Origin of the sequence: Natronomonas sp. EA1, from assembly GCF_051195035.1 — an archaeon.
In the GTDB taxonomy this organism is placed as follows: domain Archaea; phylum Halobacteriota; class Halobacteria; order Halobacteriales; family Haloarculaceae; genus JBNTJV01.
In genome coordinates this window covers 394,088-416,889 of record NZ_JBNTJV010000001.1, presented here as the reverse complement: position 1 = coordinate 416,889, position 22,802 = coordinate 394,088, and the positions used below count along the sequence as shown (strand labels likewise).

General features: G+C 66.7%; 27 protein-coding genes and 2 tRNA genes. 14 read left to right on the top strand and 15 right to left on the bottom strand.

Features of this window, described 5'->3' with window-relative positions:
- Positions 1–2: 2 nt before the first annotated feature.
- From ACQUQR_RS02295 to ACQUQR_RS02280, 4 genes are read left to right on the top strand one after another with little or no spacing between them, the layout of a single operon-like run.
- Positions 3–968 carry a branched-chain amino acid ABC transporter permease gene (locus ACQUQR_RS02295; RefSeq protein ID WP_435194409.1) on the top strand — a complete coding sequence of 322 codons (966 nt, stop codon included), beginning with the start codon at positions 3–5 and terminating at the stop codon, positions 966–968.
- A complete protein-coding gene (locus tag ACQUQR_RS02290; RefSeq protein WP_435194407.1) occupies positions 965–2,056 on the top strand; it encodes a branched-chain amino acid ABC transporter permease in 1,092 nt (363 codons plus the stop codon). Before ACQUQR_RS02295 ends, ACQUQR_RS02290 begins: the two co-directional genes overlap by 4 nt.
- A complete protein-coding gene (locus ACQUQR_RS02285; protein ID WP_435194405.1) occupies positions 2,053–2,850 on the top strand; it encodes an ABC transporter ATP-binding protein in 798 nt (265 codons plus the stop codon). Before ACQUQR_RS02290 ends, ACQUQR_RS02285 begins: the two co-directional genes overlap by 4 nt.
- Entirely contained in the window at positions 2,847–3,554 is a 708-nt protein-coding gene (locus ACQUQR_RS02280; RefSeq protein WP_435194404.1) for an ABC transporter ATP-binding protein, read from the top strand. Before ACQUQR_RS02285 ends, ACQUQR_RS02280 begins: the two co-directional genes overlap by 4 nt.
- Before the next feature lie 4 nt (positions 3,555–3,558).
- Here ACQUQR_RS02280 and ACQUQR_RS02275 read toward each other — a convergent pair whose 3' ends face one another.
- From ACQUQR_RS02275 to tatA (ACQUQR_RS02255), 5 genes are all read right to left on the bottom strand, one after another.
- Positions 3,559–4,083 carry a GNAT family N-acetyltransferase gene (locus tag ACQUQR_RS02275; protein ID WP_435194402.1) on the bottom strand — a complete coding sequence of 175 codons (525 nt, stop codon included), beginning with the start codon at positions 4,081–4,083 and terminating at the stop codon, positions 3,559–3,561.
- Between the two features lie 52 nt (positions 4,084–4,135).
- Entirely contained in the window at positions 4,136–4,621 is a 486-nt protein-coding gene (locus ACQUQR_RS02270; RefSeq protein WP_435194401.1) for an AAA family ATPase, read from the bottom strand.
- Positions 4,622–5,268: 647 nt separating this feature from the next.
- A tRNA-Arg gene (locus tag ACQUQR_RS02265) sits at positions 5,269–5,341 on the bottom strand.
- Between the two features lie 40 nt (positions 5,342–5,381).
- A complete protein-coding gene (tatA, locus tag ACQUQR_RS02260) occupies positions 5,382–5,669 on the bottom strand; it encodes a twin-arginine translocase TatA/TatE family subunit (RefSeq protein ID WP_435194399.1) in 288 nt (95 codons plus the stop codon).
- A 120-nt stretch (positions 5,670–5,789) separates the two neighbouring features.
- Entirely contained in the window at positions 5,790–6,008 is a 219-nt protein-coding gene (gene tatA, locus ACQUQR_RS02255; protein ID WP_435194397.1) for a twin-arginine translocase TatA/TatE family subunit, read from the bottom strand.
- 94 nt (positions 6,009–6,102) lie between these two features.
- On the opposite strand from tatA (ACQUQR_RS02255), the gene ACQUQR_RS02250 reads away from it, so the two are divergent.
- From ACQUQR_RS02250 to ACQUQR_RS02240, 3 genes are all read left to right on the top strand, one after another.
- Positions 6,103–6,579 (top strand): redoxin domain-containing protein, encoded by a 477-nt coding sequence (locus ACQUQR_RS02250; RefSeq protein ID WP_435194395.1) that lies wholly within the window; start codon positions 6,103–6,105, stop codon positions 6,577–6,579.
- Between the two features lie 38 nt (positions 6,580–6,617).
- Complete coding sequence (locus ACQUQR_RS02245) at positions 6,618–7,460, top strand: HD domain-containing protein (protein ID WP_435194394.1); 843 nt, start codon at positions 6,618–6,620, stop codon at positions 7,458–7,460.
- Between the two features lie 61 nt (positions 7,461–7,521).
- A complete protein-coding gene (locus ACQUQR_RS02240) occupies positions 7,522–8,409 on the top strand; it encodes an MBL fold metallo-hydrolase (RefSeq protein WP_435194392.1) in 888 nt (295 codons plus the stop codon).
- A 5-nt stretch (positions 8,410–8,414) separates the two neighbouring features.
- On the opposite strand, the gene ACQUQR_RS02235 is transcribed toward ACQUQR_RS02240, so the two are convergent.
- Together ACQUQR_RS02235 and ACQUQR_RS02230 are read right to left on the bottom strand one after the other, a co-directional pair.
- The gene (locus ACQUQR_RS02235) at positions 8,415–9,002 is read right to left on the bottom strand and encodes a DUF7504 family protein (protein WP_435194390.1); all 588 of its coding nucleotides are present in this window, start codon (positions 9,000–9,002) and stop codon (positions 8,415–8,417) included.
- Positions 8,995–9,576, bottom strand: a complete 582-nt coding sequence (locus ACQUQR_RS02230) for a response regulator (protein WP_435194388.1) — start codon at positions 9,574–9,576, stop codon at positions 8,995–8,997. The genes ACQUQR_RS02235 and ACQUQR_RS02230 overlap by 8 nt, the downstream gene beginning before the upstream one ends.
- A 96-nt stretch (positions 9,577–9,672) precedes the next feature.
- Here ACQUQR_RS02230 and ACQUQR_RS02225 point away from each other — a divergent pair, with 96 nt between their 5' ends.
- Positions 9,673–10,851 carry a poly-gamma-glutamate biosynthesis protein PgsC/CapC gene (locus ACQUQR_RS02225; RefSeq protein ID WP_435194387.1) on the top strand — a complete coding sequence of 393 codons (1,179 nt, stop codon included), beginning with the start codon at positions 9,673–9,675 and terminating at the stop codon, positions 10,849–10,851.
- Positions 10,848–12,014, top strand: coding sequence for a Mur ligase (locus ACQUQR_RS02220; RefSeq protein WP_435194386.1), 1,167 nt, complete (start codon positions 10,848–10,850; stop codon positions 12,012–12,014). Before ACQUQR_RS02225 ends, ACQUQR_RS02220 begins: the two co-directional genes overlap by 4 nt.
- Before the next feature lie 35 nt (positions 12,015–12,049).
- Here ACQUQR_RS02220 and ACQUQR_RS02215 read toward each other — a convergent pair whose 3' ends face one another.
- The 8 genes from ACQUQR_RS02215 to ACQUQR_RS02180 all read right to left on the bottom strand — a co-directional run bounded on the left by ACQUQR_RS02215 (position 12,050) and on the right by ACQUQR_RS02180 (position 18,817).
- Positions 12,050–12,475, bottom strand: coding sequence for a universal stress protein (locus ACQUQR_RS02215; protein ID WP_435194384.1), 426 nt, complete (start codon positions 12,473–12,475; stop codon positions 12,050–12,052).
- A gap of 158 nt (positions 12,476–12,633) precedes the next feature.
- On the bottom strand, positions 12,634–13,026 hold the full coding sequence (locus ACQUQR_RS02210; RefSeq protein ID WP_435194383.1) for a type II toxin-antitoxin system VapC family toxin: 393 nt from the start codon (positions 13,024–13,026) through the stop codon (positions 12,634–12,636).
- Complete coding sequence (locus tag ACQUQR_RS02205) at positions 13,026–13,262, bottom strand: antitoxin VapB family protein (RefSeq protein ID WP_435194381.1); 237 nt, start codon at positions 13,260–13,262, stop codon at positions 13,026–13,028. The genes ACQUQR_RS02210 and ACQUQR_RS02205 overlap by 1 nt, the downstream gene beginning before the upstream one ends.
- Before the next feature lie 213 nt (positions 13,263–13,475).
- Positions 13,476–13,547 (bottom strand) — tRNA-Gly (locus ACQUQR_RS02200).
- Between the two features lie 280 nt (positions 13,548–13,827).
- Positions 13,828–14,466, bottom strand: coding sequence for a class I SAM-dependent methyltransferase (locus ACQUQR_RS02195; protein ID WP_435194380.1), 639 nt, complete (start codon positions 14,464–14,466; stop codon positions 13,828–13,830).
- A 45-nt stretch (positions 14,467–14,511) separates the two neighbouring features.
- Complete coding sequence (locus ACQUQR_RS02190; RefSeq protein ID WP_435194379.1) at positions 14,512–16,599, bottom strand: type II secretion system F family protein; 2,088 nt, start codon at positions 16,597–16,599, stop codon at positions 14,512–14,514.
- A complete protein-coding gene (locus ACQUQR_RS02185) occupies positions 16,600–18,213 on the bottom strand; it encodes a type II/IV secretion system ATPase subunit (protein WP_435194377.1) in 1,614 nt (537 codons plus the stop codon). It abuts the gene before it with no gap.
- Between the two features lie 88 nt (positions 18,214–18,301).
- Positions 18,302–18,817: a DUF7549 family protein gene (locus ACQUQR_RS02180; RefSeq protein ID WP_435194376.1), complete on the bottom strand. Its 516-nt coding sequence runs from the start codon at positions 18,815–18,817 to the stop codon at positions 18,302–18,304.
- 165 nt (positions 18,818–18,982) lie between these two features.
- Here ACQUQR_RS02180 and ACQUQR_RS02175 point away from each other — a divergent pair, with 165 nt between their 5' ends.
- The 5 genes from ACQUQR_RS02175 (at position 18,983) to ACQUQR_RS02155 (ending at position 22,780) form a co-directional block, all read left to right on the top strand.
- Positions 18,983–19,393, top strand: a complete 411-nt coding sequence (locus tag ACQUQR_RS02175) for a DUF5793 family protein (protein WP_435194374.1) — start codon at positions 18,983–18,985, stop codon at positions 19,391–19,393.
- Positions 19,394–19,466: 73 nt separating this feature from the next.
- Complete coding sequence (locus ACQUQR_RS02170) at positions 19,467–19,709, top strand: hypothetical protein (protein WP_435194372.1); 243 nt, start codon at positions 19,467–19,469, stop codon at positions 19,707–19,709.
- On the top strand, positions 19,706–20,101 hold the full coding sequence (locus ACQUQR_RS02165) for a PIN domain-containing protein (protein WP_435194370.1): 396 nt from the start codon (positions 19,706–19,708) through the stop codon (positions 20,099–20,101). The genes ACQUQR_RS02170 and ACQUQR_RS02165 overlap by 4 nt, the downstream gene beginning before the upstream one ends.
- Before the next feature lie 117 nt (positions 20,102–20,218).
- Complete coding sequence (locus ACQUQR_RS02160) at positions 20,219–21,553, top strand: phosphopentomutase/phosphoglucosamine mutase (protein ID WP_435194369.1); 1,335 nt, start codon at positions 20,219–20,221, stop codon at positions 21,551–21,553.
- An 84-nt stretch (positions 21,554–21,637) separates the two neighbouring features.
- Positions 21,638–22,780 carry a BMP family lipoprotein gene (locus tag ACQUQR_RS02155; protein ID WP_435194367.1) on the top strand — a complete coding sequence of 381 codons (1,143 nt, stop codon included), beginning with the start codon at positions 21,638–21,640 and terminating at the stop codon, positions 22,778–22,780.
- The last annotated feature ends 22 nt before the right edge of the window (positions 22,781–22,802 follow it).

The following is a 22,802-nucleotide window of genomic DNA, read 5'->3' as shown; positions in this document are numbered from 1 at the left end:
TCTTGGCTAGCCTCGCGCAACTGCTCGCGAACGGGCTGGTGTTCTCGTGTATCATCATCCTCGCGAGCATCGGGCTGTCGCTCATCTACTCCATCGCCGACTTCGCCAACTTCGCGCACGGCGACCTGATGACCGTAGGGGCGTTCGGCACGTTCGTCGGTGCGGCCGTGTTCGGACGGGGCTACGTGTTCACGGTTCCGTTCACCGACGCGGCGTTCCGGCTGACGGTCCCGTTCCCCGACATCGTGCTGTTCGAACTCCCGCTCGCGCTGTACGCGGGCGCCATCGTCGGGATGCTCCTCGCGGCCGTCGTCGCGCTCGGAACGGAACGGTTCGTCTACCGCCCGCTCTCGAACGCCGGCTCCATCGAGCTGCTCATCACCTCGATCGGGGTCGCACTCGCCTACCGCGCCATCATCCAGATCCTGTTCGGCTCGGGCCAGCGAACCTACGAAATCCAGCGACAGGGCCAGATCGGCTGGCTCAACGACGCCATCGGCGTCTCGCTCACGCCGCGCGACGTGGTCGTCGTCGTCCTCACCGGGGTGATGGTCGTCGCGCTCCACGCCCTGCTCCAGTACACCACGCTGGGCCGGAAGATGCGTGCCACCGCCGACAACCCGAGTCTCGCCCGCGTCGCGGGCATCCGCACCCGCGAGGTCGTCCTCGCGATGTGGGTCATCGGTGGCGCGCTCGCCGCCGCCGGCGGGGTCTTCCTCGGTATCGACACGCTCGTCCGCCCGCGGATGGGCTTCGACCTCCTGCTCATCGTCTTCGCCGCGGTCATCCTCGGCGGCATCGGCTCCGTCTACGGGGCCATGCTCGGTGGGCTGGTCATCGGCATCACCCACGAGCTGACGCCCGTCATCCCCTTCGTCCCAATCGAGTACGCGTCGGGGCTGGCGTTCCTGCTGATGCTCGTCATCCTGCTCGTCCGCCCGCAGGGCATCATGGGTGATTCCGTATGAACATCGCGGTCAACGACGCCGACCGTCGCGTGCTGGGCTCCGTCGCGGTGCTCGTCGTCGCACTCGCCGTCGCCGTCGTCGCCGGCGTGCTCGACTTCGGCTTCCTGCTCGGCACCGTCGCGCTCGCCGGGATGTGGATCCTGCTCTCGCTCGGGCTCAACGTCCAGTGGGGCTACGCGGGGCTCATCAACTTCTCGGTGGCCGCGTTCTGGGGTATCGGGATGTACGCCGTCGCGCTCGTCGTCTCGAAGGGGTCGCCACTCGGCATCGAGATGGGTCCGCTGACGGCGCTCGTCGGCGCCATCGTCGTGAGCGCGCTCGTCGCGCTGCTCATCGGCGTGCCGACGCTCAGACTGCGCGAGGACTACCTCGCCATCGCCTCCATCGGGCTCGCGGAGATCATCCGGCTCATCGTCCTGAACGAGCGGGAGATCACCGCGGGGAGCCAGGGCATCTCCGTGCCCCCGCTCCTGCCCGGGCTCGTCTCGGGGATCGACAGCGTGTTCGCTCCCGACGCACCCGCGTTCCCGTACCGGTCGCTCGTCGACGTGTTCCTCGTGCTGGCGGCGGTCGCCGTCGTCTACGGCGTGCTCCGCCGGATGCACCGGTCGCCGTGGGGGCGCGTGCTCCGGACGATCCGGTCCGACGAGGACCTCGCCCGCGCGCTCGGGAAGGACACCTTCCGGTTCAAGATGCAGGCGTTCGTGCTCGGCTCCGTCCTCATGGCGGTCGCCGGGTTCTTCTTCGCCTACCAGTTCCGGTTCGTCCTCCCGACGAACCTCGAACCCATCAACACGTTCTACGTGTGGGTCGCCGTCATCCTCGGCGGCACCGGGAGCAACCGCGGTGCGGTCCTCGGCGGGCTGACCATCGTCCTCATCCGACAGGGCCCGCGGTTCGTGAACGACCTCGGGGCGCTCCCCGTGGACCCGGCACAGTTCCGCCTGCTTCTGGTGGGGCTGCTCATCATCGCCATCGTCCGCTACCGCTCGGACGGCCTGCTGCCGCCGCGCGACGAACTCATCTGGCCCTCGGCCCGCTCGAAGTCGAGCAAGACGGCCGTCGCCGACGGAGGTGAGAGCGAATGAAACACGACGGTGCGAACCTCTCCAAAGATGATGTCGTGCTGGAGACGCAGGGCCTGCGAAAGACGTTCGGTGGCCTCGTCGCGACCGACGACGCCTCCTTCCAGGTCGAACGCGGCACCATCACGGGCATGATCGGCCCGAACGGCGCGGGGAAGTCGACCCTCTTCAACCTCGTCTCCGGGTTCTACGAACCCGACGAGGGGCAGGTGTTCGTCAACGGGACGGACGTGACCGACATGCCACCGCACGAGGTGGCCCACGAGGGGCTCATCCGGACGTTCCAGACCCCGCGCAAGCTGGAGGGGATGACCGTCCGCGAGGCCATGCTGGTGGGGCCGAACCCCCAGCTCGGCGAGTCGGTGATTCCGCTTTTCACCTCGCCCGGGAAGGTCCAGCAGGAGGAGTCCGAACTGCTCGCACACGCCGAGGAGCTGCTCGAGCGGTTCGAGATCGACCACCTCATCGACCAGCCGTCGACGGACCTCTCCGGCGGGCAGTTGAAGCTCGTGGAGCTGGCACGCGCCATCACCACCGAGCCGGACATCCTGCTGCTCGACGAGCCCGTCGCCGGCGTCAACCCGACGCTCGCGAACGACATCAAGCGGTTCATCCGCACGCTGAACGAGGAGGAGGATCTGACCTTCCTCATCATCGAACACGACATGCCATTCATCATGGACCTCGCCGACCCCGTCATCGTCTTAGACCAGGGGCACGTCCTCATGGAGGGCACCCCCGAGGAAGTGAAGAACGACTCGCGCGTCATCGACGCCTATCTCGGAGGTGCCGAATGAGCGACCACGCCCTCGAGGTCTCGAACGTGGATTCGGGCTACGGCGAGGCGCAGGTGCTCGACGACCTGAACCTCTATCTCGACGAGGAGGAGATCGTCTGTCTCGTCGGCCCGAACGGCGCGGGCAAATCGACCGTCCTCAAGACCATCTTCGGCCTGCTGAAGCCGTGGACCGGGAGCGTCGAGCTCGGCGCGGAGGATATCACCGGCGAGGAGCCGGAGGACCTGGTCCGGAAGGGCGTCGGCTACGTCCCTCAGACCGAGAACGTCTTCGGGAGCCTCACCATCGACGAGAACCTTCGGATGGGTGGCGTCGCCCGCGACAACGCCGACCCGGTCATCGACCGACTCTACGACCGCTTCCCCATCTTAGCGGAGAAGCGCAACGTCAAGGCACGCACCCTCTCCGGCGGTCAGCGTCAGGTGCTCGCCTTCTCCCGCGCGCTCGTCATGGAGCCCGACGTGCTCCTCATCGACGAGCCCTCCGCGGGGCTGGCACCGAACATCGTGCAGGACGTCTTCGAGAACGTCCAGACGGTGAACGACCTCGGTACCGCGATTCTGATGGTCGAGCAGAACGCCCGCGAGGGGCTCGCCATCTCCGATCGCGGCTACGTCCTCGACCAGGGGACCGTCGCCTACACCGACGAGGCAGACGGGTTGCTCGACAACCCCGAAGTCTCGCGGCTGTATCTCGGCGGGTAGCCCCCTACTGCAACTCGTTTTTTAGCAGTCCGTAGCGCAGCACGTCCACGTGCTCGCCGTCGACGAACCCCTGCTCGCGGTGGACCCCCTCCTGCACGAAGCCCACCTTCTCGAGCACCCGCGCCGATGCGGGGTTCAGGTCGTACACGTCCGCGTAGACCTTGTGGAGTCCCCGCTCGCGGAATGCGTAGCGACACAGCAGCCGCACCGCGGCCGTCGCGTAGCCGTTCCCCCACGCGTCGCTGGCGATGAAGTACCCGAGTTCGACGGTGCGCGAAGGCCCGGATGGGGGCTGGATACCGACCGTCCCCACCGGCTCCCCCTCGACGCAGACGAGCAGGTGAACGCCCTCGTCGTTGTCGAGCGACTCGATCCAGTTCTCCTCCTCGATTCCCGTGATTGGCGCGTTCGCGGCCAGCGTCCGCCGGACCTCTGGGTCGTTGATCGTCTCCTGTAAGAACGCGGCGTCCTCGGGTTCGATGGTCCGGAGTTCGACCGTCTCGCCCTCCAGAAAGATCGGACCGGGCATACCACCTCAGTCGTCGCCGCGCGGTTTCAGCGTTATCCTGCCATGTGTCGTGTTAGAACACCGCATCGACCTGCTCGTAGGTCGATGCCAGCCCATCGGAGTTGTCGACGACCACGTGGTCACCCTCGATGGGGTCGAACGTCTCGCGGAACAGCAGATGCACCTCGAAATCCGCGTCGCTCTCGTCACCCTCGCGCTGTTCGATGCGTTTCTCGACGCCGTCGAGGTCACACCGGACGTACACCAGCTCGAACGCGCGTCCCGTCTCCTCGGCCACGCGGCGCGCTCGCTCGCGCTTCGCTGCCTCCTGAAACGTCGCATCGAGGACGACATCCTCGTCCGCCTGCAAGCGGTCGCGCGTCCGCGAGAACAGTTCGTCGTACACCGCCTGCGACTCCTCGTCGGTGTAGTCGGGGTCGGGAAACAGCTCCTTGCGTACCACGTCCGTCCGGAGCATCTCAGCATCGAGTTGCTCGACCACCCGCTCCGCGACCGTCGTTTTCCCGACACCCGGCAGGCCGCAGACGACGACTAACATATGCGTTGGAAACGGGGGCGGGGTCTTGAACGGTGCTGTTCTGCGTGGTGAGTGAACGGGCGTGGTGGGAGTGAGCAAACGCGGAGCGTTTGCGAACGACGCGAGAGCTTCGCTCTCGCGGAACCCTCGTGAGTGAGCAACGCGAACGAACGAGAGTACGCCACGCGCGCTGAACGAAGTGAGTGAAGCGGGCGTGATGGGATTTGAACCACGGTCGGACGTGCTCACGACGTTGCGCGCGACCTCCCTGATTCAAATCCCACACGGTAGGCTCTCGGTCTCACTTCGCTCGACACAAGAGCGGGCGTGATGGGAGTGAGCAAACGCGGAGCGTTTGCGAACGACGCGAGAGCTTCGCTCTCGCGGAACGCTCGTGAGTGAGCAACGCGAACGAACGAGAGTACGCCACGCGCGCTGAACGAAGTGAAGCGGGCGTGGCGGGATTTGAACCACGGTCGGACGTGCTCACGACGTTGCGCGCGACCTCCCTGATTCAAATCCCACACGGTAGGCTCTTGGTCTCACTTCGTTCGACACAAGAGCGGGCGTGATGGGATTTGAACCGCCGTGAGACTCACTCCGTTCGTCTCACGTGCTTCGAATCCCTTGGCCCGTGGTCGTCACTCGCGTTCGCTCGTGACAGACCACGGGCGTGGCGGGATTCGAACCCACGATCTAGAGGTTAGGAACCCCTCGCCCTGTCCGCTAGGCCACACGCCCCGCTCTCGGGAAGGAGTGCGCGTAGAAAAACCGTTGCGACTTACTCGGCCTTCTCTTTTTCTTCTTCCTCGTCGGAGGCGTCCGTCGTGGTCTCCTCCGTCGTGGATTCCTCACCGCCCTCGGCCTCTTTCTTTTTGCCTTCGCGCATCTCCTGGAGCTCCTGTTCGACCTCCTCACGGCCCTTCTGGAACTCACCCATCGCCTCACCCGTCGAGCGGGCGAGTTTGGGGATCTTGTTCGCGCCGAACAGCAACACCGCGATGAGCAGGATGACGAGCAGCTCTGGGCCGCCCGGGAGCCCACCCAGCAGGGGGAACATCTGGAACATCTCTGAGGTGAGATAGCCGGGTTGCGATTATATGCTTTTTCCTCCGAAGAGGACAGGAGCCGGGAGGAATCGAGTGACGCAGCTAGCGATGAGAGGGTTCAGCGAAAAGGGGAGACGGGGTTACTCCGCGGGCTCGGACTCCGGCTTGGCCTTGCCCTCACGCATCTCCTGGAGCTCCTGTTCGACCTCTTCGCGGCCCTTCTGGAACTCGCCGAGTGCCTCGCCCGACGAGCGGGCGAGCTTGGGGATCTTGTTCGCGCCGAACAGCAACACCGCGATGAGCAGGATGACGAGCAGTTCAGGGCCACCGGGAAGCCCGCCGATGAAGGCTGGAAGCATAGCTGACCGTTAGGGGGGGTACTTGTATGCCTTTCGCCCAGCGGAAGCTCGCCAGGCTCGGAAAGATGATAGGAGTGGGCTACACAGTGAGGGTATGGTATCAGTCGGCGATTCGGCTCCGGATTTCACGGCCCCGCTCGCGAACGGCGACATCGAACAGTACACGCTCTCCGAGCGGCTGGAGGAGGCGCCCATCGTACTCGCCTTCTTCCCCGCGGCGTTCACGGGGACGTGCACGACGGAGATGTGTACGTTCCGCGACCGGATGGCGAACTTCAACGACCTCGATGCGTCGATTTACGGGGTGTCCATCGACACGCCCTTCACCCTCAACGAGTTCCGCGACCAGCACGGGCTGAACTTCGGACTCATCAGCGACGTGAATCGGGAGCTCATCCACGCGTACGACGTGGCGATGGATTTCGCCTCGCTTGGGGTGCGTGACGTGGCGAAGCGCTCGGTGTTCGTCATCGACGCGGACGGCGAGGTCACCTACACCTGGGAGTCGGACGACCCCGGTGTCGAACCCGATTACGAGGCCATCGAGGAGGCTGTCGAGACGGCCGCGTAGGCCCGAGGGCTTTTCTTTCGCCGTGGCGGAGTAGCGGTATGAGCGACGGACACGCAGGCACGGACGAGCCGGCTCGCACGGAGTCATCCGAGGCCGGCCGGGAGTACGACCCCACGGCGGCCCACTCGTTCCCCGACGAGCGGGTGAACGAGGTGCTGGACCTCATCGAGACGGACGAGGAGATCGAAGCGTACCTCGAGGCACAGAACGTCAACGCCGTCACCCGGAAAGGGTACAACGACCACGGGCCGAAGCACATCAAGATCGTCCGTCACCGGGCGCTGTGTCTCTACGACCTCCTGAAACGTGGGGGCGTCGAGTTCAACGGTGCGTCGGAGAACGGGCTCGAGGAGGCCGACGAGGCCGTCATCATCGCGCTCGCGGCGACGCTCCACGATATCGGCCACGTCGTCCACCGCGACGACCACGCGTACTACTCGATTCCGCTCGCTTCAGACCTCCTCGACCGGGTACTCCCGGGGTTCTACGACATCGCCGACGCGGTGCGGGTGAAAGGCGAGGTGCTCCACGCCATCCTCTGTCACCACACCGAGGAGACCCCACTCACGACCGAGGCGGGGGTCGTCCGCATCGCTGACGCACTCGACATGGAGCGTGGCCGGTCACGTATCCCCTACGAGAAGGGCGGCCGCGGCATCAACACGCTCTCCTCGCAGGCCATCCGCTCGGTGAACCTCCGGGAGGGGGACGGTCGCCCGGTGCTCGTCGAGATCGAGATGACGGATGCCGCGGGGGTCTATCAGGTGGACGAACTGCTGAAGGCGAAGGTCGTCGGCTCCCGACTGGAGGATCACCTCCGCATCGTGGCCGTGAACACCCACGAGGACGACGACCAGCTCGTCGAACGGATCGAACTGTAGCTGAACGCCCCGGAACGGTCGTCTGTATTTAAGCTTCTCCCCCTCCTACGGAGAGAGAAGAATGACCTATCATAGCTCCTTCAGGGATTACGCGCCGACCGAGGAGTACGTCATCCCTATCGGAGCTGTGGACTGTCGGCTGGTGACCGACGGGACGCGCTCGTGGGACGACCCCGCCGCGACCCTGTTCGCCGACGTGTCGGACGACGAGCTCGCGGCCGCGCTCGTCCGCTACGGGACGGACCTCGACGGCTGGCAGAGACACGAGACGCCGTGTATCGCCCTGCTGGTCGAGACCGGAAGCGACACCGTCCTCATCGACACGGGGCTCGGTGACGACTCCCCCGACGGGGGGCTCCTCCGCACGAGCCTCCGGCGGGCCGGCGTCGAGCCGCCGGATATCGACGTGGTCGTCCTCACGCACGCCCATCCCGACCAGATCGGCGGGGCGCTCACCGACGGCGAGCCCACGTTCCCGAACGCCCGGTACGCCATCACGCACACGGAACGCTCCTTCTGGCTCGGTGACGCGCCGACGCATCTCCCCGAGCACATCGACGAGGAGGCCGCACGCATGCTGGCACGCGAGACCATCCTCGGGCTGGGCAACCGACTCGACGTGGTCGAGACGACGGCCCAGATCGTCCCCGGCGTTCGCCTGATTCCGGCCGGGGGTCACACCCCGGGCCACGTCGCCGTCCGTGTCGACTCCGGCGCGGAGACGTTACTCTACATGGCGGACGCGGTCGCACACCCCGTGCAGTTCGAGAACCCCGAGTGGGTCGCCGGCCTCGACAACGACGAGGAGCACGTCATCGAGACCCGCGAGCGGCTGTTCGCGCTCGCCGCCGACAACGACTGGCTGGTCGTCTGTGCGGGCGCGCCGACGGCTCGTCCCGGCCACGTCGTCCACGAGGGAGACGCCTACCGATTCATCCCCCAGGAGTAGCCCAGCTACTCGTAACCGGTCCCGTACACGCCGTCCCCCAGTCTGATCTCACAGTCGAACACCGTCCGGATGGTGCTCATCGTCTTCGCCTCGTGCATATCCGGGGTGACGGCGAACATCGCCAGCAGCGACGCCGACCGGATCCGGGAGGAGAACACGTGCAGGAACCGGAAGACCGTCCGGAGCTCCGCGTACATCAACAGCGTCGACAGCGAGGTGAACCCGACCCGGACCTGGTCGACCCCCGAGTCGTCGAACTGCGAGAGGAGCTTCGAGAACTCGAGGCTGATACCGGTGAGGTCCGCGGGCGAGCTGAGTCCCCGCACCGGTACCCCATCGATCTCGGTGTCCCCGCGGTCGCTTCCGCTCGCGTCGACGATACCGAGACGGTCGGTCGCCATCCCGCGGTCGGTGAGTTCCTCGAGGGCGGTCCGCGCGTCATCGTCCGTCGTGATGAGGATGGCCCCCTCCTCCGGGTTCGCCTCCGCCATCGCGTCGTACACCCGTTCGTTCGCGTCTGGCCCCGTGACGAGCGCGCTCGTCCCCGGCTCGAACCCGGAGAGCTCCTCGTGGAGGCCGGTCACCTCATACATCCCCCTCACCTCCCGACTCGATATCGCGGACGAGCGTGACGAGGTCGTCGTCGTCGACCGACGGGAGCTCGTCGTCCATCGCCTCCCGTACCGACCGAATGCGGTCCGTGAGCCGTTCAATCTCCTCGCTGGAGTCGAGAACGTGCGCCGGCTTCGACTCGGAGAGCGCCACCTGCTTCGAGACGAGGGCGAACAGCTCCCGCTCCAGCTCGGAGTAGGCCGACCGCGCGAACAGCCGGTCGACGGTGTCGACGAGCGTCCTGCGGTCCACCGGCTTCGTCAGGTACGCGTCGAACCCCAGCGTGAGGATGTCGAAATCGGGGTCGACGGCCGTCACCATCGCAACCCTCACGTCCGGCGTCCGCTCGCGTATCTCGGGGAGTATCGTGTCCCCCGACCCACCGGGTAGCCGTCGGTCCAGCAGCACGACCCCGACGGAGTCGTCCAGCCGGTCGAGCGCCTCCGCCCCGGTCGTGGACGTGCGGACCTCGTACTGGTCGGCCAGCCAGTGGGCGTACACCTCGACGAGTTCCGTCTCGTCTTCGACGATGAGAACGGTGCCCTCGGTGCCCATTTACTGGGTTGTCGTCCCCCCATAGCAAATGGGTTCCGGGTTCCTGACGGCCAGCAGGGAATCAGTATATAAACAGGCCGTCCGATAGCCCGGCCAATGCTCGTCGCTGCACTGCTGCTCGCACTGGGGTTCCTCGGGGTCAGTTACGTGACCCAGACCCGAGGGCTCCGACTCGGTGGGACGATCGTCGTCCCGATGGTCGCGCTCTACTCGCTGAAGAACTTCGTCGCACTCCCCGTCTTCCTCGTCAGCACCGCGCTCGCGTACGCCGCGCTGTGGGCCGCAAAGGAGTACACGCTCGTCTACGGCCGCCAGGAGTTCATGATCGCCCTCCTCTCCGGGTCTCTCCTCCCACTCGGCATCCTCTTTCTCGGGGAGCAGGCTGGGACAACCCTGTTCGATGCCCGACTCGCCCTCTTTCTCGGTAGCATCCTCCCGGGACTGGCCGCGTACAACCTCCAGCAAATAAAGCCGGGGTACCGTCGGCAGGACGCGGGCTACGCCATCGCGCTCTACCTCGGCCTCGTCACCGTGGGTGCCCTCCTCGTCGGCCCACGGCTCGCCCCGATGCTCGGTACTCACACCCCGCTCGTCCTCTTCAGTGCGACGAGCGATATCGCGGTCCTCCGGGGAGCCGTCGTCGGTGGTGAACTCTATCCCGTCATCGTTACCCGGTCGCTCGCGGTCGGGCTCCTGCTCGTCTCGCTCCTCGTCGCCGAGTGGGGTCGCGCCCGGTTCGGCGTGCGTGCCGGCGTCGTGACCATGGGACTACTCGCGGTGTACGCCACGGCGAGCCGCTGGCTGGTGCTGCTGTTCCTCATCTGCTTTCTCGTCGCGAGCTTCACCATCGCACTCATCCACACGACCACGCTCTTTTACGGCCGGGTCCTCGTCGGCCTCGCGGGAACCATGACCGCCATCGTCGTCATCCCGCTGGCGCTCACGCTCCCCATCGTGCGGGGGCTCTCGGCGCTCATCGTCGCGGTGCTCGCCGCAGCCGCCGCCTACAACAGCCACGTCACCCCGCCGTACGAACGCCGGATGCGAGTCCCGCTCGCACTCATCGTGTTCACCTCCATCTTCCTTCTCGCACGTTTCATCGGGAACCCATACGACCGGGGGTTGTTCGCGGACGTGGCGACCCTCCCATGGATTGCGCTTCTCACGCTCGTCATCGTCGTCGGGAGTCTCCTCCTTCTCGAACGGTTCCAGGTGCCGGCCCCCTCCGACGACGCCGTGCTTTCGGCGTCGATCCTCTCGGGGGGTGAGGGATGAACCCCCTCGACCGCCTCTCACGGCTGTTCGGCCGCGGGGAGCGCCACCGCCGCGTCCTGGATCACGCCCCGCTTCGCATCTCGATCTCGGGCATTCGTGGCAAGTCCTCGACCGCGAAACGCCTCGGTGAGGTGTTCTCCGACCGTGGCTTCGACACCTACGTGAAGATCACGGGGGACCACCCTCAGTCTATCCACAACGGCCGGGTCATCCCCGTCGAACGGAGCGGTCCGCGGGTGACCCTCTACGAGAACATCCGCCTCCTCAAGGAGTTCGTCCCGCAGCTCGCCGTGGAGGAGCCCCGCGACGCCGTCGTCGTCGAGAACCAGGCCATCACGGAGTACACGATGCGGATGGTAAACGAGACGTTCGTCCGCCCGAACGTCGTCGTAATCTGTAACGTCCGGCAGGACCACAACGACACCCTCGGTCGAACGAGACAGGAGATCGCCCGCTCGTTCGCTCGCTCCGTTCCCGCCGGGGTCCACGTCATCAACGGCGAACAGCACGGCGTCATCCACGAGTACATGCGCGAGGAGATCGAGGCCCGTGGCGGCACCATCGAGCAGGTCTCCGTCCCCGAGAACCACCGCGGGCTCACCGCCGCCGAGACCGTCCACGCCCTGAACCACGTCCTCGAGTACGTCGGGGAAGAGCCGCTGCCAGACAGCGACCTCGAGGAGCTCCTGTGGTCGATTCAGCCCCGATGGACCATCTTCGAGAACGGCCGGCTGTTCAACGCCGCGAAGGTGAACGAGATCGAGAGCACGGAGCTGTTCCGCCGCCAACTCGCGGGGAACGGTGAGGACGCGGAGTTAGTCTGCCCGTTCGTCTTCCTCCGAAGGGACCGCCGGGGGCGGACCGCCTCCTTCGTCGAGTACATCGACATCCTCGCCGCGCGGGGGCTCATCGACCGCGTCCACGTCGGCGGCGCGTACACGAGCGTCTTCGCCCGGAACGTCGACGTCGAGGCTGTCGAACACGACACGGACACCGAAACCGCGGCCTCGGTGCTCGATACCCTGCTCGAGACGGGCCAACCGGTGATGCCGATGGCGAACACGGTCCACCCGTTCATGCGCGAGTTCGCGGCGGAGATCGAACGACGCGCCGTCGGGGTCTCGGCCCCGGCTCCGGCCGACCCCCGGATGCCGCCAGAGTAGGCCTGGTGAACCCCCAGCCAGAACTCGCCCGACCCTCACTCGGTCCGCGGCAGCGCGACGACCGGCACCTCGGCGTCGGTGACGAGCCCCAGCGTCCGGTCGCCCGAGAGGAACTGCTGGAGGCGGTTCCCCCCGCGCGGCCGGAACGCGATGGCGCTTGCATCCAACTCGTTTGCCAACTCGATGATGGCCGCGACCACGTCACGCCGGTAGGTGACCTCCGTCTCCGCGTCGGGGAACGTCTCCCGGAACGCCGCGAACGCCGCCTCGGCAACCCCTTCGGACTGCTCGACGGGCGTCTTGTCCGGGACCCCACCACCCTTCTCGACCACGTGCGTGACGGTGATCCGCGACGGACCGTACCCCGCGAGCGCACTCGCGGTCAGTCGCGCGTCCTCGTCGTCCGCCACCGGGACGAGCACGTGCCGGAGCAACTCTGCTGTATCGTCGGAAGAAGCCATACCGGGAGTACAGTCGGATTCGGTATAATGGTTCGCAGGGAGTGGGAGCGTGGGGGCGTTCGCCCGATTCGGACATAGTGGCGTCGTGAGTGTCGAGATTGGTGGGAAATGCAGGAACAAGTGCTGTAAACAGAAGGATGGCCGTTCAGTCGAGAGCCTCAGTACGTCTCGATGTCCACACCATCGAGGCGGTCGAAATCATCCACGTTCCGCGTCAACACCGGCTCATCGATGATTCGAGCCGTCGTACCGATGATAACATCCCCATCCCCGATTGGGGTTCCATCGTTTGCTAACTCTCCCGCAATCCGACCTGCTTTCCGCATGACAGCTGAATCCGCGTCGTGGACGGGCTTCGATCCGAGGACGGTCTCCACTTTCTCCCGTTCGGCATCTGATTCGACCGCTCGCGCAACGCCGTAGTAGAGCTCAAAAAGCGTCATGGACGAAAGGCGCTGCTGGATCAACTCGGATTCGATCTCACGCGCCTTCTCGACTGCCCCCTCGTCTCCGCGCATCAGGTCGATAAGAAATGACGTATCGAGGAGCACTACTGCCCACCCATCCGCTCTGCAGTCCGTTCGAGGTCGGAATTCCGGCGCGCTCGTCGCTCGTCGATAGCTTCCGCAAGCGCGTCCGCCTCCTCGTCGCTCAGGATACCCGCCAGTTCGAGCAGTGACCGCTCACCCGCGAGCCGAAGCACGACATCGGAGAACGTCTCCCCCTCGCGTTTGTGCGCGGCAAGCCGCTCGTAGGCGTCCTCGGAGAGCCGGATGCTTTTCGACATGTGCATACAGTTGTATGCAATCGCAGAAAAGGATTCGCCTGGGAGAGAACAGAACAGTCGACATTAGTCCTTCGAGGGTCTAACGGCTCTTTGTTGAGGTCGTCGAACATGGCTCTGTGTGGAGCCGATTAACCTTATCGGGTAGGCTGAGATTGGCCTAACTCGAGGTTAGTTTCACGTTAGAAAGCCAGAAACGGGCGCGAGAGCGCCTGATGCACCGGCCGGGAGTTGAACCCGGATCGTTGGCTTGGAAGGCCAAAGTCATAGCCATTAGACCACCGGTGCTCGTTCACTGCGTTCACTCGCACCGAGGCTCGCGGTCCCTGCGGGACCGCTCACCACCGGTGCGTGCATCCGCACCGTGGCGAACGACCCAAAGAGTCGCTCACCACTAGCGCCTGTGTTTGCACCGTGGCGGGCAATCCAAGATTGCTCACCACGGCAAACGCGACAGGGCCCGTGGCGGACGGTCGGAGACCGCACACCATCGGGCCCGCGTTCGTATCTCTCCGTATCCGACGCCCACTAAAATCCGTTTCCCTTCCGGTCGGTGAACGCCCGTCCGTCACTCTCCGCTCGCGACGACAGCGTAGCAGTTCCCGCTGGAGACCACGCTCTCGACGACGTGAAGCCCCGCACGTTCGAGGTCGGCGTCGAACTCCGCGGGGTCGTAGATGTGGTAGTATCTGGGAACGGTCTCACCGCCGGGGAGGGTCCACTCGACGGTGGTGTCGAAGCCCTCAGTCTCCTCGAAGCGGTCGTGTTCGGTCGACCACGCGCTCACGAGCGCGCGGCCCGCGGGAGTGAGCGTGCGGCCGAGCTCCGCGAGGCTGCGGACGCGGGCGTCGCGGGTGGGGAGGTGGTGGAGGGTGGCGACGTAGACGGCGAGATCGACGCGGTCGTCGCGCAGCGGGAGCCGAGCGGCGTCGCCGTGGAGCCAGTCGGCGTCGAATCCCCGGTCGGCGGCGCGGGCCTTCGCTTCGGTGAGGAGCCCCCGCGAGGCGTCGAGCCCGACGGCGCGCTCGACGTGGGGGGCGAGCGTCTCGGTGTGTCGGCCGTTCCCGCAGCCCACGTCGAGCCCGACGGTGCCCGTCCGCCCGTCCAGAAACTCCTCGACCTCGGGCCACGGATACTCGCGGGTGGCGGAGAAGTGCCCGGCGATGCGGTCGTACGTGCGGCGCACGTCGCGGGCGTCGTGGTCCATGGCGAATCTGTGTGGCGGGGGGACAAGAGCGCCCCGTTTTCGGGGTTAGAAGGGGGCGAGGAACAGCGCGTTCTCGGCGAGGCCGGAGCCGCCGAGCAGCAGGAAGCCCACGTAGGCGACGGTGAGCATGATGGCGGCGTGTTTCGCCCCGTGTCGGATCGACCCCCCGCTCATCTGCCCGCCGACGAGCCCGGACATGGCGGCCTGGATCAGCCCGGCGTGGAAGAAGGTGAGCCGGTAGCCCTCCACGTCCACGTCGCCGAGGGAGATGATCCCCGGTCCGGCGAGGCTGCCGGCCCCGTTCAGCGAGCTCGTGTCGGGGAGACTCGGGATGAGCACGTAGTCGATCGCCCCGATGACGACGAGGAAGACGAAGAACGCCACGTAGATGATGAGCAGGTAGGTGAACATCTCCTGCTGGCGACGGCGCTTCAGCCGGCGGTCCGCACGCGCCTGGTCGGCGGCGATACGGAGGACCGGCCCGATCTCGTTCGACGCCCGCATCGCGTTCGTGATGAGCGTCACGACCCGGGTCACGGCGGGGGTCTCGACCCGGCGCTCGAAGCGGCCGAGCGCCTCCTCGACCGTCGCCCCCCACTGGATATCGCGCCAGATGCGCTGGACCTCCGGGCCGAGCGCACCGAGGTCCGACCGGCGTACCCGGTCGAACGACGTGACGGCGGCCACGCCGGCCTCGTTCACCGACGCGAGCCGGTCGAGCAGGTCCGGCACGGCCCCCTCCAGCCGATCCAGCCGCCGCGTGCTCAGTTCGTGGGCGATGGCGAACGTCCCGAGGACGAGCAGCACCGACTGGACGAGCACGTCGTCGAACCGCCTGAGATCGAAGACCCCCTCGACGAAGACGGCGGGGAGCTGGATGAGGAAGAAGCCGAGTGCGACGGGGACCGTGACGTAGAGGACCAGCTCCGGGCGAGCCGTGAGCGACCGCAGTGGGTTCGAGATCGTATCGATGATCCCGTGGACGCTCCGGTAGGCCTGGAGCCGCTCGCGGTCGGCGCTGTGTCCCCCGTCGGTCGCGGTGACACGCGTGTCCGGCGCCTCTCTGGGGGTGACGACCTCCTGTTCGATGTTCGTCCGGTTGGTACGGCTCGCGCGCAGCGGCTGGGTGATGTCGGAGAGATACGCCACGAACAGCACGTTCGTCGCGGGGAGGACGAGATACGTGAGGAGCTGGACCGCGGGGAGCATCCCCCCGGCCGTCAGCCCGATGACGAGGAGGATGGTGATGAGAAACAGCATCCCGGCGACGACGGTCGTGACGTAGATCTCCGCGGTCGCCGACAGCAGGTCGAGGATCTCCTGTTGCTGCTCTTCGGCCTCTTCCTGGTACCGTTCGTACTCGTCGCGGAGGAAGCGGGCGACGCTCCCACCGGACTGGAGGACGCTGACGAGGTTCTCCGTGAACTTCTGGAACTGCTCGGAGGGGCTGCGCCGGGAGATGTCCTGCATCGCGCTGATGAGGTCGTCGTTGAACAGGTCGATGTTCCGGACGCCGACGGAGATCTCGTCGGCCGTCGTGCCGAACACGCCCCGGTTCCGCGCGAGCGCCCGCATCACGTCGGGGAACGCCATCCCCCCGCGCGAGAGCGCGTAGACGAACGCGATGGTGCGGGGCATCCCCGCGTCGATCTGGCGGCTCCGCGTGTTGGCTCGGACGGCGGGGACCTTCCAGCGGACGAGATAGGCGATGGTCGCGCCGAACGCCCCGAAGACGAGACTCGCGATGAACAGCACGGCGAAGTACTTCGCCGAGAACGAGAGCAGCCAGTCGGGGAGCGGTCGGAAGATGTTCCCGGCGATGGGGCTCGTGATGCGCTCGACGTTCAGCACGTCGATGACGAGCGCCCCGAGATAGATGCCGAGGATGGCCCCGCTGACCGCCCCGATCGCCGTGAACAGGTAGGTCTTGGTGGCGTACACGCGGTAGGGCGTCCCCAGTCCGGCAGACCTGAGGCTCCGTTCCCGGCTCGAGTCCTGTTCGATGATCCGCCCACCAAAGAGGCGGAAGGCGACGTGCGTGAGCCGGCGGTCGAGAGCGGGGGCCGTCGGGGCCACGACGACGAGCGCGACGAGGAGGGCCGCCAGAAGCAGCGGGAGGTAGACGAGGACCATCTATTCGGCCTCGTCCGGCTCCGTATCGAGGTTGGCGTCGACCGTCTCCATCACCCGGTCGGGGTTCGCGTAGTACCGGTTCACCATGGCGGTGAACTGCTGGTACTGGGTGACCTCCTCGTCCCAGAGGAACCGCAAGAACCGCTGTCGACGGTCGAGTTCGCGGAGGAGCTCCGTCTGTGACCAGCCTCGCTCCTCGCGGATCTCGTCGAGGAGGTTCCGGTTCCCCTCGCGGAACGTGTCGTCGGTGGCGTCCCAGGTGAACGCGGTCGTGTAGTCGAGCTCCCCCGTCCGCTGGTCGATGGAGTCGATCTCGGCGACGGTCTGGGCCCGACGCACCCGCTCGCCGCCGAAGCGCGCGAGCACCTGCACCGAGAGCACGTCGAGCGACTGGACCATCGGCCGCGGGACGTTGATGGGCTCGTTCTCGAGCCGGTTGATGACCGTCTGGACGGAGTCGGCGTGCATCGTCGAGAGCGTCGTGTGCCCGGTGTTCATCGCCTGGAACAGGGTGATGGCCTCCTCACCGCGCACCTCGCCGACGAGGATGTACTCCGGTCGGTGGCGCAGCGCGCTTCTGAGGAGGTCGTACATCGTCACGTCCGCCCCCTCGTCCAGCCGCTCGCGGGTGACGGAGGAGAGCCAGTTGTCGTGATACAGCGCCAGCTCGCGGGTGTCCTCGATGGTGATGAGCTTCGACCGCGGGGGGATGAACATCGAGATGGCGTTCATCGAGGTGGTCTTCCCCGATGCCGTCCCCCCGGCGAAGATGATGTTCTTGTTGTTCTCGATGGCCAGCCAGAGATACGCCATCTGCTCTAAGGAGTACGTCCCGAACTTCAACAGGTCGATGGGGGTGAACGGCTCGTCGGAGTACTTCCGGATGGTGAAGGCGCTCCCCCGGGGCGTCACCTCCTCGCCGAGCGCGAGCTCCGCGCGCGAGCCGTCCTGGAGCGTCGTCTCGACGACGGGGTTCCCGACGGAGATGTGTCGGCCCGCCTGCTGGGCCATCCGGATGACGTAGGAGTCGAGCTCCTCCTCCCCGAACCGCACGTTCGTCTCGATGTCCTGGTAATCGTCGTGGTACGCGTACAGCGGGATGCCGTACCCGTCACACGAGATGTCCTCGATGTGGGGGTCAGACATCAGCGGGTCGAGCTTCCCGAACCCGCGGAACCGGCGGTAGAGGTAGTAGAAGAGCTTGTAGAAGCCGGCCACGTCGATATCGACGCCGTACTCCTCGAGCCGGTTGCGGAGCTCCGTCCGGAGGATGGTCTCCGGGTCACCCTCCGTCTCCCGGTAGAGCAAGGGGTTCCGGACGTCGGTGTAGAGCGTCTCGAGCAAATCCTGTTCGAGCGCGTCGAGGGCGGGCTCGACGACGGTGTAGGCGTGTTCGTTCTCCGTCTCGTCGTAGGTGATGACGGCGAAGGAGAACGGCGCGTTCAGCCAGTAGCGGTCCACCTCGTTTTCGAGCTCGTCGAACTCGACGATGCGGCCGTGTATTCGCGGGTCGTAGTCCGTCAGGTCGATGGACGAACCGCGGAGCATCTCCACCGTCCGTGTGAGCCCATCGAGCAACCCCTCGAACGTCCCGGTCGTCGTTTTCTCCGACATAGTGGTGATAGCACACCGCCCCCCTGCAGTGTCTGTATCCACGCTCAGGCGCCCGTGGTATTAAAAACCGGCCCCGAAATCGGTGGGGTCAGGTGCGTTCGACCCGCAGGAGGACGCCGCCGAACGCCAGGAGGAAGAACGCGCCGAGCGGGACCGAGAGCCCGGCGTAGGCGTCGACGAGCATGACCGCCGACGCGAGCAGGAGACCGCCGGACACGACGAGGAGACCGCCGAGCAGCCGGACGGGGTCCAGCGCGCGGTGGACGGCCGTGAACCGCGTCTCCAGGCGCTCGTCGAGCGCGTAGTAGGCGACGCTGAGGAGGAACGCCAGCCCGAAGACGACGGCCGCGGCGAGCCACACCTCGTAGGCCTGCGAGACGGCCCCCGACTCGAAGGCGGGTGCGCGGTTGACGGTGAGGAACGGGCGTTCGAGCGCGCCCAGGTCGGCCCCGAAGATGAACTGGAAGAGGAAAAAGGGGAACCGGATGACGACGAGGCTGATCCCCTCACGGGTGACGTACGAGACGGACCACGGGATGAGCACGCTCACCCACACGGAGAGGACGGCGAGTTCGCCGGCGTACTCCTTTCTGACCCAGACCATGGTGAGACGGCACCCGGCAGGGGGATAAAAACCGCGGTCGGGCCGGGGGCTGGGTGCCCTGCGGTGGGTACCGCAGGGGAGCTCCTTGTGCCCGCTCACCCGCACGACGGAAACTGACGAGGGCGTTACGTTCATACGGCCGCACTCCCTAGCCGGATTCAGCGAATGAGGCGTGATTACTTCACTCTGGAGGTCTCCGAGGACGACGAGCCCCCGGCGGCGCGTATCGCGTTCGAGGGGCCGGACGACCGGTTCACGGAACGCCTCGCCGAGGACGCCGACGCGGTGGACCTCGCGTTCCGTCTGCAGAAATCCCCGGGCGCGGCCGACGAGGGTGTCCTCGCGGTCACCGACCGTCTGACCGGGGAGTTCATCCTCGAATGTAACGCCCCCGTCGAGGACGTTTTCGCCCTCGTGGGCGCGGCACGGGCCGGCGACGAGCACCGCTATCAGTTCACGGTCAGCGTGAACGGCGACCCAACCTTCGACTCCGAGAAGTCGACCTTCCTCGTCTACGACCACGAGGGGGAGCTCCTCCGGGAGCGGTCGCTCATCCCGAGCGGCGTCGAACTGTAAGCGGCTCGCTACCCCCGGCTGCTCGCCCGCGTTCGACGTAATCCTCTTATTGTCGTATATTCCAATATACACCATGGGCAAGACGATCCGCGTCTCCGAGGAGTACCACGCGTGGTTGCGCGCCCACAAGCGGGACGGCGAAACCATGGAGGAGACGCTCCGGCGGATGACGCGGGGGCCCCACCCAGACGATGTCGTCGGACTGTTATCGGAAGCGGAAGCCGAAACGGCGAAAGACGCGGTTGCCCGGCTCCGGAATCGCGACCGGGACCGCCTCGACGCGGCTCGTGATGCCGTCGAGGACGCCGACGGATGATTATCGACTCGTCGTATCTGTTCGATTTGATGGCGAACGACCCCGATGCGTTCGCGAAGGGCACCGAGCTCGTCGAGCGAGGGGAGATGCAGTGGCTCCCGACACCGGTCGTCGCCGAGACCTACTACGGCGTTGCGACTGCGCGGGGCGACACGACCAGGACGGAAATCCGGAACCGGCTCTTGGGGTATCCTCGCCTGGATGTCGACGAGGAGGTGGCACGAACAGCGGGGGAACTCCTCGCGGCAGCTGACGACCGGGCCGGCGGGAACGCAGGCGTCGGTCCGAACGACGCCTACATCGCGGCGATGGCGGATATCCTCGATGACGCCGTGCTCACGAACAACGCCAGGGATTTCCGCGCGCTCGGCGTTCGCGTCGAACGCTACTGACTCCGGACGACGGCGTGATTCCCCGTTGCCGGGCGACTTCTCCCGCACACGACCCGCTTCGACCGATCTGTGACCACGGAGCGACACCTTCTACCTCCCCGCCGCGCGATTCGGGGTATGGACCTATTCGGTACTGCCGGTATCCGCGGCCCAGTCAGCGAGCGTGTCACTCCCGAGCTCGCGCTCGCCGTGGGCCGAGCCGCGGGCCGCGACGGCGAGGAGTTCGTCGTCGCCCGCGACGGCCGCGAGACGGGAAACAGCCTCGCCGCAGCGCTGGAGGCAGGGCTCACCTCTGCGGGTGCGCGCGTCGTCCGCGCGGGCCAGCTCCCCACCCCGGCGCTCGCGTTCGCCTCGCAGGGTCGCCGTGGCGTGATGGTGACCGCGAGTCACAACCCGCCGGCAGACAACGGACTGAAGCTGTTCGACGACGGGACGGAGTACGACCGCGACGCCGAACGCGAAGTCGAGGACCGCGTCGCGGAGGGGACCGACTCCACCACCTGGGACGCGTGGGGCGAGACGGAGCACACCGACGTGCTCTCCGACTACCGGGACGCCGTCGCGGACTACGCGAGCGAGCACGGGGCGCCGCTCGGCGGACTCTCCGTCGCCGTCGACTGCGGCAACGGGATGGCCTCGCTCGCCACGCCACAGGTGCTCCGCGAGCTGGGCGCGCACGTCGTCGCAGTAAACGCACAGGTGGACGGCCACTTCCCCGGTCGCCCCTCCAAGCCCACGCCGGAGACGCTGGCGGACCTCCGCCGGTTCGTCGCGGACGGGACGTTCGATCTGGGTATCGGCCACGACGGCGACGCCGACCGCATCGTCATCACCGACTCGGGCGGAGAGGTCGTCCACGAGGACACCGTCGTCGCCATCCTCGGCGAGCACTTCGTCCGGGCGTCCGACGTGGCGGACCCGGTCGTCGTCACCACGCCCAACGCCTCCGGGCGCATCGACCAGCGTGTCGACGCTGCGGGGGGGCGCGTCGAGCGCGTTCGCCTGGGGGCGCTCCACGAGGGGATCGCCCGCGTGACGGCCGACGGTGGGGACGTGGTGTTCGCCGCCGAGCCGTGGAAACACATCCACGTCGGCCACGGTCCGTGGATCGATGGCGTCGCGAGCGCCGCGGTGTTCGCCCGACTCGTCGCCGAGTCGGGGCTCCCCTCGCTCCGCGAGCCCGTCGAAGAGCGCCCCTACCGGAAGGTGAGCGTCGAGTGCCCTGACGACCGGAAGGGCCCCGTGATGGCGGCGCTGGCGTCGAGCCTGCCCGCGGCGTTCCCCGACGCCGAGGTGAACACGGACCACGGGGTTCGGCTCTCGTTCGACGACGGCTCGTGGGTGCTCGTCCGTCCGTCCGGGACGGAGGCGTACGTCCGGGTCTACGCGGAATCGACGGACGTGGACGCCCTCGTCGACGAGACCACCGCCCTCGTCGAGGCGGAAGTGTAAGTTCGAGAGAAGGTACGGGCGAGAGACCCGACCGCGGCAACTTTCGCAGACCTTAAAGCCGCTGGGTCGGAGGAGTTGGTAAGCATGGACCTCGACAGGCGGAAGTTCCTGACGGGCGTTGGCACTGCAACCACCGTCGGCCTCGCTGGCTGTACCGGTGGCGGCGACAACAACAACGGCGGCAACGGCGGCAACGGGGGCGGCAACGGCGGTGGCGGTGACGGCGGCGACGAGGACACCGCAACGGCGACCCCTGAGGCGGCAGCCCACATCGGGATGGTCTACGCCACCGGTGGGCTGGGCGACGGGTCGTTCAACGACCAGGCTCAGTCCGGTGCACAGCGCGCGGCCGAGGAGCTGAACATCGCGTTCGACGAGGCTCAGCCGGACGAGGTCTCGCAGTTCTCGACGTTCCAGCAGCAGTTCGCCCAGTCCTCGAGCCCGAATTACGATCTGGTCTCCTGTATCGGCTTCCTGCAGGCCTCTGCGCTCTCGGAGAACGCCCCGCAGTACCCCGAGCAGAACTTCCAGATCATCGACTCCGTCGTCGAGGAGCCGAACGTCGCCTCCTACGTGTTCGCGGAACACGAGGGCTCGTTCCTCGTCGGCCACCTCGCCGGCCTGCTCACGACCCAGTCGTTCTCCGCGGGCGCGGGCTCCACGCAGAGTGACTCCACGAACCTCGGCTTCGTCGGTGGCGTCGAGTCGCCGCTCATCAAGAAGTTCGAGGCCGGCTTCACCGCCGGCGCGAAGTACGCGAGCGACGACATCGACATCCAGACCGCCTACGTGGGCGACTTCAACGACCCCTCCGGTGGGAGGGAGGCCGCGCTCTCGATGTATCAGTCCGGCTCGGACATCGTCTACCACGCGGCGGGCAACACCGGCACGGGCGTCTTCCAGGCCGCCCAGGAGCAGGGCCGCTTCGCCATCGGCGTCGACCGTGACCAGTCCGTCACGAAGCCCTCCTACGCCGACGTCATCCTCGCATCGATGGTCAAGCGCGTCGACGTCGCCGTCTACAACGCCATCGAGGCGACCGTCAACGCCGAGTTCGGGGGCGGCACGGTCACCGCCCTCGGCCTCAAAGACGACGGTGTCGCGAACGTCTACGGCAAACAGCTCGGCAGCGAGATCCCGCAGGAGGTGAAAGACGCCGTCGCCCAGTCCCGCGAGGACATCATCGCCGGCGAGATCGACGTGCCGACCGACCCGAAGAACGCGTAAGCGCGGCCCTACAGGCCGACCC

Excerpts from the sequence above, each read along its gene's own strand:
- ACQUQR_RS02290 (WP_435194407.1), top strand. The coding sequence starts at position 965 with ATGAACATCGCGGTCAACGACGCCGACCGTCGCGTGCTGGGCTCCGTC.
- ACQUQR_RS02285 (WP_435194405.1), top strand. The coding sequence starts at position 2,053 with ATGAAACACGACGGTGCGAACCTCTCCAAAGATGATGTCGTGCTGGAG.
- ACQUQR_RS02280 (WP_435194404.1), top strand. The coding sequence starts at position 2,847 with ATGAGCGACCACGCCCTCGAGGTCTCGAACGTGGATTCGGGCTACGGC.
- ACQUQR_RS02275 (WP_435194402.1), bottom strand. The coding sequence starts at position 4,083 with ATGCCCGGTCCGATCTTTCTGGAGGGCGAGACGGTCGAACTCCGGACC.
- ACQUQR_RS02270 (WP_435194401.1), bottom strand. The coding sequence starts at position 4,621 with ATGTTAGTCGTCGTCTGCGGCCTGCCGGGTGTCGGGAAAACGACGGTC.
- tatA (WP_435194399.1), bottom strand. The coding sequence starts at position 5,669 with ATGTTCCAGATGTTCCCCCTGCTGGGTGGGCTCCCGGGCGGCCCAGAG.
- tatA (WP_435194397.1), bottom strand. The coding sequence starts at position 6,008 with ATGCTTCCAGCCTTCATCGGCGGGCTTCCCGGTGGCCCTGAACTGCTC.
- ACQUQR_RS02250 (WP_435194395.1), top strand. The coding sequence starts at position 6,103 with ATGGTATCAGTCGGCGATTCGGCTCCGGATTTCACGGCCCCGCTCGCG.
- ACQUQR_RS02245 (WP_435194394.1), top strand. The coding sequence starts at position 6,618 with ATGAGCGACGGACACGCAGGCACGGACGAGCCGGCTCGCACGGAGTCA.
- ACQUQR_RS02240 (WP_435194392.1), top strand. The coding sequence starts at position 7,522 with ATGACCTATCATAGCTCCTTCAGGGATTACGCGCCGACCGAGGAGTAC.
- ACQUQR_RS02235 (WP_435194390.1), bottom strand. The coding sequence starts at position 9,002 with ATGTATGAGGTGACCGGCCTCCACGAGGAGCTCTCCGGGTTCGAGCCG.
- ACQUQR_RS02230 (WP_435194388.1), bottom strand. The coding sequence starts at position 9,576 with ATGGGCACCGAGGGCACCGTTCTCATCGTCGAAGACGAGACGGAACTC.
- ACQUQR_RS02225 (WP_435194387.1), top strand. The coding sequence starts at position 9,673 with ATGCTCGTCGCTGCACTGCTGCTCGCACTGGGGTTCCTCGGGGTCAGT.
- ACQUQR_RS02220 (WP_435194386.1), top strand. The coding sequence starts at position 10,848 with ATGAACCCCCTCGACCGCCTCTCACGGCTGTTCGGCCGCGGGGAGCGC.
- ACQUQR_RS02215 (WP_435194384.1), bottom strand. The coding sequence starts at position 12,475 with ATGGCTTCTTCCGACGATACAGCAGAGTTGCTCCGGCACGTGCTCGTC.
- ACQUQR_RS02205 (WP_435194381.1), bottom strand. The coding sequence starts at position 13,262 with ATGTCGAAAAGCATCCGGCTCTCCGAGGACGCCTACGAGCGGCTTGCC.
- ACQUQR_RS02195 (WP_435194380.1), bottom strand. The coding sequence starts at position 14,466 with ATGGACCACGACGCCCGCGACGTGCGCCGCACGTACGACCGCATCGCC.
- ACQUQR_RS02190 (WP_435194379.1), bottom strand. The coding sequence starts at position 16,599 with ATGGTCCTCGTCTACCTCCCGCTGCTTCTGGCGGCCCTCCTCGTCGCG.
- ACQUQR_RS02185 (WP_435194377.1), bottom strand. The coding sequence starts at position 18,213 with ATGTCGGAGAAAACGACGACCGGGACGTTCGAGGGGTTGCTCGATGGG.
- ACQUQR_RS02180 (WP_435194376.1), bottom strand. The coding sequence starts at position 18,817 with ATGGTCTGGGTCAGAAAGGAGTACGCCGGCGAACTCGCCGTCCTCTCC.
- ACQUQR_RS02175 (WP_435194374.1), top strand. The coding sequence starts at position 18,983 with ATGAGGCGTGATTACTTCACTCTGGAGGTCTCCGAGGACGACGAGCCC.
- ACQUQR_RS02170 (WP_435194372.1), top strand. The coding sequence starts at position 19,467 with ATGGGCAAGACGATCCGCGTCTCCGAGGAGTACCACGCGTGGTTGCGC.
- ACQUQR_RS02165 (WP_435194370.1), top strand. The coding sequence starts at position 19,706 with ATGATTATCGACTCGTCGTATCTGTTCGATTTGATGGCGAACGACCCC.
- ACQUQR_RS02160 (WP_435194369.1), top strand. The coding sequence starts at position 20,219 with ATGGACCTATTCGGTACTGCCGGTATCCGCGGCCCAGTCAGCGAGCGT.
- ACQUQR_RS02155 (WP_435194367.1), top strand. The coding sequence starts at position 21,638 with ATGGACCTCGACAGGCGGAAGTTCCTGACGGGCGTTGGCACTGCAACC.